The 7,666-nt window shown below is 66.4% G+C and carries 9 protein-coding genes and 1 pseudogene; 9 read left to right on the top strand and 1 reads right to left on the bottom strand.

What is annotated here, in order from left to right:
• Positions 1–85 precede the first annotated feature (85 nt).
• From RMCN_RS31880 to RMCN_RS20600, 3 genes and pseudogenes are all read left to right on the top strand, one after another.
• Positions 86–337 (top strand): annotated as a pseudogene (locus RMCN_RS31880) (tyrosine-type recombinase/integrase); the annotation flags it as partial.
• Positions 321–2,555, top strand: a complete 2,235-nt coding sequence (locus RMCN_RS20605; protein WP_062656019.1) for a tyrosine-type recombinase/integrase — start codon at positions 321–323, stop codon at positions 2,553–2,555. The pseudogene RMCN_RS31880 and the gene RMCN_RS20605, both read left to right, overlap by 17 nt.
• Positions 2,552–3,052, top strand: coding sequence for a transposase (locus tag RMCN_RS20600; protein WP_234787733.1), 501 nt, complete (start codon positions 2,552–2,554; stop codon positions 3,050–3,052). The genes RMCN_RS20605 and RMCN_RS20600 overlap by 4 nt, the downstream gene beginning before the upstream one ends.
• A gap of 120 nt (positions 3,053–3,172) precedes the next feature.
• On the opposite strand, the gene RMCN_RS20595 is transcribed toward RMCN_RS20600, so the two are convergent.
• Positions 3,173–4,159 (bottom strand): DUF3560 domain-containing protein, encoded by a 987-nt coding sequence (locus RMCN_RS20595; RefSeq protein ID WP_067393160.1) that lies wholly within the window; start codon positions 4,157–4,159, stop codon positions 3,173–3,175.
• A 242-nt stretch (positions 4,160–4,401) separates the two neighbouring features.
• Here RMCN_RS20595 and RMCN_RS20590 point away from each other — a divergent pair, with 242 nt between their 5' ends.
• From RMCN_RS20590 to RMCN_RS20565, 6 genes are all read left to right on the top strand, one after another.
• Positions 4,402–5,115 carry a hypothetical protein gene (locus RMCN_RS20590; protein ID WP_067393157.1) on the top strand — a complete coding sequence of 238 codons (714 nt, stop codon included), beginning with the start codon at positions 4,402–4,404 and terminating at the stop codon, positions 5,113–5,115.
• Between the two features lie 17 nt (positions 5,116–5,132).
• Positions 5,133–5,501, top strand: coding sequence for a hypothetical protein (locus RMCN_RS20585; RefSeq protein WP_067393154.1), 369 nt, complete (start codon positions 5,133–5,135; stop codon positions 5,499–5,501).
• 158 nt (positions 5,502–5,659) lie between these two features.
• Positions 5,660–5,827: a hypothetical protein gene (locus RMCN_RS20580; protein ID WP_234787732.1), complete on the top strand. Its 168-nt coding sequence runs from the start codon at positions 5,660–5,662 to the stop codon at positions 5,825–5,827.
• Between the two features lie 104 nt (positions 5,828–5,931).
• Positions 5,932–6,855, top strand: a complete 924-nt coding sequence (locus tag RMCN_RS20575; protein ID WP_067393151.1) for a hypothetical protein — start codon at positions 5,932–5,934, stop codon at positions 6,853–6,855.
• Between the two features lie 199 nt (positions 6,856–7,054).
• Positions 7,055–7,435, top strand: coding sequence for a hypothetical protein (locus tag RMCN_RS20570; RefSeq protein ID WP_131808584.1), 381 nt, complete (start codon positions 7,055–7,057; stop codon positions 7,433–7,435).
• A gap of 136 nt (positions 7,436–7,571) precedes the next feature.
• The coding region (locus RMCN_RS20565; RefSeq protein WP_234787734.1) for a helix-turn-helix domain-containing protein at positions 7,572–7,666 on the top strand (95 nt) is incomplete at its 3' end.

The following is a 7,666-nucleotide window of genomic DNA, read 5'->3' as shown; positions in this document are numbered from 1 at the left end:
ACTCACCACAGTGACATCTGTCACATGCGAACCGTCCTTATCGCTACACGCTCGGCGAGCCGCATTGCAAACCCTGCAGCAGGATCGGCCGAGTTCAATGGCAACACGAACCCAACCGCACACGGTCACTGCGGAGACAAGGCATACCCACGCCACCGCACTGCTGCTCTCCGGAACCCCGCCGCACGTGGTCATGCGCCGCCTGGGCCACGCCGATATCCAGACCACGCTCTCGACCTACGGATGGGTCACCGAGGACGCCGAGATGCGCACCCTGGCGCAATGGCGCAGCTACGTCGCTGGCTGGAAAGGGCTGCACCATGACCACACCGACTGACCCGCCCGCACCCACCCTGGCCCCCGCACCCGCTGCGGGATCATGGGCGACCCAGTGGGCCCAAGTCCCTGAAGCGTGGCGCCGGCCGATCTATGCGATCTACAGCGCCCCGTGTGATCAGGTGTTTCTGCGCAACCAGTTCTACCTGCAAGCACACCGCGCCGGAGCCACACACGATTTCACCCCCGACGCCCCCGCCCGATTCGGCGACGAGATCGCCTGGTGGGTCTGGACCTGCTGGGACCAGCAGCTACGCAAGATCGAACCATCCCTGCTGGCCTGGCTGACCCGCACCCTGCCGGCCGCGATCGCCGAACACCGCACCCGCACCGGAAAGACCCCCGCCAGCATCGCCGACCTGGACCCCAATGCCGTGCTCCGCCAAGCGGTCCTGACCTTTCAGCGCCGCAACATGCGACTCCCCTCGGCGGGATCGCGGCGCAACATCCGCCACCTCATCGAACACCTGCACCTGTGGGTATCGGTGCGCTGCACCGACACCCCGTGGTGGGAACACGACATCTGGGATCTGCGCACCGACCCTCGGATCCCACGCCGCGACCACGAACCCCGCCACGACACCGCCGTGCGGCTGCGCGATATCGAACCGGCCTGGCTGCGCGAAGGGCTGCGGTTCTGGCTGCGCAGCGCGTTGACCTACGACCTGCTGGTCTGGTCCTCGGCCGCCGACCGGGCCCGCAACCTGGGCTCGCAGCTGGGCCGGTTCGCCCACGACTACGGCCACCACAGTGATCCGCTGATCAGCACCGATCCCGACCAGCTGCGCACCGTGTTCCTCGACTATCTCGAGTATCTGCGCTCCCCGGCCGCAGCCACCCAGTCCGACCGCCTTACCGCCGACACCGTGGCCACCCTGCAAGCCCAAACCCAGGCGTTCTACACGTTCATGCACGACAACGCCGCCGACGCGGCGACCGCGACGGCCAACCCGCGCTGGCGCGACATCACGCTGACCCACACCGTGCTGTGGTCACCGCTACACGCGCCCAAACAGCGCCGCCGCGAACGCGAACTCACCTGGTATGCCACCGCAGACCTACAGCGCATGCTCACCTACCTCGACGTCCTGGCCGCCCCCGCCGGGCACAAGGTGGTGCTGACCAAAGCCGACGGCACGATCACCGTCGCCGCCGGCCTCGGTGACCCCCAGGCCGCCCGGATCTGGCTGCTGCAGGCCCTGACCGGACGCCGAGCCTCGGAGATCTTGATGCTCGACCATGATCCGCTGCAGGCCATCCCGGGCCAGGAACGCCCCACCGACGCCGATCCCGACACGTTCGTGGCCCGGCTGCGCTACCAGCAGACCAAAGTCGACGACGTCATTCCCACCATCCTCGTCGAGCAGGCCATCGTTGACATCATCACCGAGCAGCAGAGCTGGCTGAAGGCGACATACCCCGACCTGGCGCCCCGATACCTGTTCCTCGGCGTGAAGAATCAGCACCGCGGCCAGCAACCCCGCTCCTACAACACCTACCGCACATCGCTGGCCAAGCTCGACGACTGCCACGATCTCACCGACAGCGCCGGCCGACCACTGCGCTTCACCCAAACCCACCGGTTGCGCCACACCCGGGCCACCGAACTGCTCAACGATGGCGTTCCGTTCCACGTCGTGCAGCGCTACCTCGGACACAAGAGCCCCGAGATGACCGCCCGCTACGCGGCCACCCTGGCGGCCACCGCCGAGTCAGAGTTCCTCAAACACAAGAAAATCGGGGCCCACGGCACCGATATCTCCATCAGCCCCAGCGACATTTATGAGATGACGCAGCTCGGCGCCCGCACCGACCGGATCCTGCCCAACGGGGTCTGCCTGCTGCCGCCGCTCAAACAGTGCGACAAGGGCAATGCCTGTCTGGGCTGCGGTCACTTCGCCACCGACGCCACCCACCTCGATGAGCTACGCCAGCAACACGCCGCCACCGAAGCGCTGCTGGCCGCCCGCCGCGACCAGTATCGCCGACGAAGTGGACGCGAACTCGGCGAGGACAACATCTGGGTGATCGAACGCCGCCGCGAGCTGCGCTCGCTCGAAGCGATCATCGAACGCCTGTCGGCCACCGCAGACCAAGAGGCGGTATCCGGCGCCGGCACAGGGATAGGAAAACGGCTGCCGCTGCTGCAAATCCAGACCCGCGGCGCCCACCAGTCCGCCCTCGATAAAGCTCAGCGACCCCGCACCCCGGATCAATGACTGCTGCCCGCTCCACCGCCGGCCTCAGGAAAGCCAGCGCCAAAAGCCGCAACGACGCCCGACGAAAGATCAAGAAGGCGCTGCGCGAAATGCAGGTCGCCGGAATGGACATCAACCCCAATGCAGTCGCCCGCCACGCAGGGGTCGCCCGCAAAACGATCTACAACCACCGTGACCTCTACGACCAAATCCGCGCCGCCTCCGCCACACCACGACCAAAGATCGCCGCCAGCGAATCCGAGGCGCCCACCCGCGGATCCTCGGTGGATGCAGCTCTGCGTCAACAACTGAGGACCCAGAAGCGCCAATACGACAACGACATCGCCGCTCTCAAAGCCGAAATCAAAGAACTCAACCAGCAGCTCGCGGGCCGCCCACGGCGAGATCCACCGCCTACGCGGCACTGGCAACGCCAACAACAGCTGATCGAGCCACACCATCCACTCGCACAGCGGCCCGCCACAGCGCCCCCACGCCGGTTGCACCGTTACAGATAACACTGTGTTCCTCGTTGATTCCGCACCCTCAAACCAACAGCGGTCACTGTCTTACACACAGCGATTCCCGTTACAGATAACCTGCCGAGGGTTTGGGTCGGCAGGCACGGCGTTGAGGCCTCAGACCGCCTCAGGAGGCGTGGCGGGCAGCTCGTCGGCCGAGCGATGCCCGGAGATCTCGTGGTAGCCGATCCTGTTGGTCCACGAGGCGCGTTCGTGCAGCCGGACCGACACGGTTTTGGCGTTCGCGCGCACCACCTCGTACCACTGGCCGCGGTACTTGATCAGGTCGCCCTTGGTGATCGTCTCCCGGCTGTAGGTGGTGGCGATGCCGGCGGCCTGCTGGGTGGCGTACACCGACTTCCAGTAGTCGATATCGGCTTGCCGCTGCGCCATGCGAGCGATCACCCGTTCGCGGTATTCGCCGGTAGCGGGCGGGAATTCATCAACGTAGGTGTGATTGGCGGTGCGAGCCACTACCCTGCGGTGACCGTCGAGCTGGCGCTGATCCTTGCGTTGTTCGGCCTCCAGGCGCTCGATGCGGTTCTTGACCGTAATCGGGCTGTATCGGCGCGCAGTGGTCTTGGCCGCGGCGTCGGCCTTCGCGGCGGCATCCTCGGCGGCGTTCGTGGCGTCGATCGCGCGGCGGGTGGCGTCGTGCGCGCGCTCGATCGCGCGGCGGTGACGGCGCTCGCTGTGGTGGCCGATCTTGATGGGCTCACCGCCAGGTGGCAGCGCCTCGACGGCGCGTGACTCCGCGTCCCACGCGGCCTCGGCAGCGGTGGACCTGCGGTCGGCCTTAGCGGCCAGCGCGTCGGCGCGGTCCTGTTGGCGCTGCGCTCGATCGGCTTCGGCCTCCGCTGCCGGCCGGTGGTTCGAGTCGACGTTGACGGTCACCTCGTGGCCGGCGGCGCGCAGCGCCGCTGCGGCGCGGTCGATCTTGAAGATGTTGGGCTGGCGGTCGCGGCTGCCGGGAATACCCCACAGGCCCAGCGTGCGGAACCAGCGAAACCCGGCCGCTTTCAGGATGACGTTCGTTCCGTCGCCTTTGTTGGTCCCGTGGACCAGCGTGCCATCTTCGGCGGTGTGACTAATTTCGATGCTCATCGGCGCTGCTCGCTCCTGTCTTGCGCTGTGGTGGTTGGTGATTGGTGTCACCCCCGGCTTTTTCGAGGGAGGCTGCGTGATGCCGCCCGATGAAACCATCATATCAACAACCCTTGACACCATCAACTCGTACACAGGGGTGTGACAATCACGCAGCACACACATAAGGCTTGACACCATCAATAGTTGTATGTGATCCTTGAGGAGAGGAGCGAACGCCGATCGGAGGGCCACGCAGCACGATGACCACCACCGCCCCGTACAGCAAAGAGCAGGCCAAGTCCCACGACGCGCTCCTGGCCGAGGCCACCAAAGCGCTTCGGGCCGCCTCTGACCGCCTGGACTCGGCCCGCAATTCCGCGCACCGGGCCGCTGGAGATCGCACCGGTTACCGCGGCGGCCGGCGCCACGCCACGTGGGGAATGAGCGAGCCCGAGGTGAGTCAACGGCTCGACGAACTCGCCGGCGGTACCGGACCCGCTGCCACAGCGGCCCAACGCGCCCTGGACGCCATCGCCAACGCCAAGCGCGCCCAGGCCGAAGCGCATGCCGAAGTCCTGAGGCTCGACGATGTGTGGCGCGAACGCGGCATGTGGTCGCGATTCTTCATGGTCCCGGGCGGGCACATTCACAGCTCGACCGGCTGTCACACCCTGCGGACCACAACATGGATCTCGTGGCTGCCCGAACTCAGCGGCGAGAGTGAAGCCGAAGCCGTCGCCGCCCACGGATCGGTGTTGTGTACCCACTGCTTCCCCTCCGCGCCGGTCGAATGGACCACCAAGGCGCCCAAGCCGACTGACCCCAACGTGTGCTCGGGCTGGGGGAAGTACGTCCCCGATGCCAACCTGCGGCTGTACAGCCCGCGAGGTACGTGTCCCGACTGCGGTCAAACCGTCAGCGTCACCAGCCGAGCCAATGCCCGCAAGCATGCGCCGCCACAGGCTCGGAAATGAGAGGGAGGGATATACCCATGACCCGACAGCGCCACCTGCGCCTAGTTGCGAAAGACACTGCAGCGCAGCGTATCGAGCCGATCGAGCGCGACGCTGCCATCGCCGCGATCCGAGCCGCGCTCAAGCGGCGCAGCGACAAGAGTTGGAGCGTGCGCGGCGGCCGGGGCACTTCGTGGGGCTGGATCACCATCACGGCCCCACCGCGCCGGCTGATCGGTCATGCGATGAGCGCCGCCGACGCCGCCGAGCTTTCCCAGCTCCTCGGTCTCGACCACGCCCACGACCAGGGCGTCACTGTGCCCGCCAGCAGTCAGTACCGGCAGGAATATGTCGCCCGCGCTGAGGGTCGCAAACCAGACGTTCTGGGTCGCCCCTACTGGGACTGACCCGCCACGTCAAACCGGCCGCCGATATCGCTTGTGCGGCCCGACCTCTGAAAATGTCCGTGGTGACCACCATGCCCAGAATCTCGAAGCCTTCCGTGAGGGCCGCGGACATCGGCTCACATAGCAAGGCGCAGCGCTGATTTGACAGCGGCTGGTGTGTGGCTGCGGGCAGCGACGTCGCGCTGCACCCAGGTAGCGATGACGCCAAAGTCCGCCACGCGCTGCGCCTGCACGGGTCAGCGCCCGACAACCGCACCGGCCGACGCGCATTCGCCAAAGGAGTGCGCGCCAACCTCGCGCACTATCGCGCGCTCGGAGTCATCTGAACTCGCCTCCGGGTGTAGGTCGCTTCTGTAACAAGGCTTGACAACATCAAGAGTTACGACGTAGTGTGGTTGGTGTAAGGATGAGGACGGGAAGGACAGAGCAGATGACACAGACCGCGGCCGCTGACCGGCAAGCCGGCGGACGAACGGTCATCACAGCCGCGCCGGTCACCAGCGGCGACCCCCGCGTCTACACCGACCCGTACCCCGGCGCCAAGGGCAGCGATCTGGTCAAAGAGTCCTGCGGCAAGTGCGGCGGCGACGGCCTCTACCACGCCCCGTCCGGCTTCGTCATCCAAAACCCCAACGGCCGCCCAGGCGAGACCTTCAAAGGCTGCTTCGACTGCATGGGCCACGGCCACCGCATCGTCAAGGTGTCCTCGGTGCGCGCCCGCATGCGCCGCGCCGTCAAGGCCGCCATCAAATGGGAAGCTGACGCCGCCGAACGCGACGCCCGCGCCGCCGCCGCAGCAGCCGAACAGTTCGCCGCCGACTGGGATGAGGCCCACGCCGAACAGGCCCGCCGCAACGCGCTGAACAACACCCCGGCTGGTCAGCCCGGCGACAAGCTGACCAACCTGGCCGGCACCGTCGAAGTGGCCACCTCGATCGAGGTCACCAAGTACGGCGGCTACGGAACGGAATTCAAGCGCCTGGTCGTCATCAAGCTCGACAACGGCCAGGTCCTCAAGACCTTCGGCGCCGCCGCGGGCCTGTACGAGGTCCGCCGCGGCGATAGCGTCACGATCACCAGCGCCACCGTCAAAGACGTCGACACCTACCAAGGCCAGCTACAGACCGTCATCACCCGCGCCAAGCTGCGCATCGACTACGCAGCCCTGCGCGCCGGCGACATCGCCGCCGGCGACGCAATCCAGACCGACGGCCAGTGGTACCCGGTGCTGCGCGTCGACGACAACGCCGTGCACATCCGCGTCGAACTCGGCGAACGCCATTGGACATCGAGCGTCCGCATCGACAAGATCACCGACCACCGCCGCCACGACAACCTGAACCCCCAGCAGTAGGAGAGATCTGAATGCGATTAACAGCTCGACATCGGGTCTCACCCCGCCTCGCCAACCCAAGCGACGTCGGCGCAATCAACGTGTGCGAGTGCGTCTTTTCGTGCGCTGACGATCCGGCCACGGCGTGCAGCCTGTCGGGCGACTGGCACGTTCATCCCGGCGAACCGTGCCCGGTCCATCCAGACGCGCCAGGGGACCGGTGACCACGTCCCAAGTGAAGGCCACGCAGAACCTCGTTCATCGACACGGCCGGGCGAACGCCTGGAGGGTGTCGCGCATCCGCATCGACAAGATCACCCCCGGTCACCGAGGCGCAACGACGCCTTACGAACTCGAGGAGACAGGGCACATGGAAGGTGGAAAGGATAGGAGCATGCCAACCAGCCGAGGACCCAAACCAGTCGTGGAATACGAGGGGCAGACCTACACCGCGCGACGCTATGGCGTTGACGTGCCGGACCTCTACGCCATGACTCGACTGCAAGCGCTTGTCTGGCTAAACCAGAACACCTACAAGCGCGGACACTCCACCAAGACCCCAACACCAAACCTCGCTGGCTTGAAACTGGTGGTCCGGTAATGACGATCCACACACACCCCGATGGTCCATCGGTGCCGGCCCGAGGGGACCGGCGGCTTGAGCCGTCGGGGGAATCGGGCCTGTCGGAGTCGACGGTGCGCCGTTACATCGAGCACCAGTGGGACGCGGTGGCTTGATGCGGCGCGCGTATGTGTTTCGCCTGCGTCCGACTGCCCGCCAGCACGTCGCGTTGGCGCAGTGTCTGGACGCGCACCGTGAGCTCTACAACGC

Source organism: Mycolicibacterium novocastrense (assembly GCF_001570485.1).
Lineage (GTDB): Bacteria > Actinomycetota > Actinomycetes > Mycobacteriales > Mycobacteriaceae > Mycobacterium > Mycobacterium novocastrense.
The sequence above is the reverse complement of the archived record's forward strand: the minus strand, read 5'-3'. Positions and strand labels throughout refer to the sequence as shown.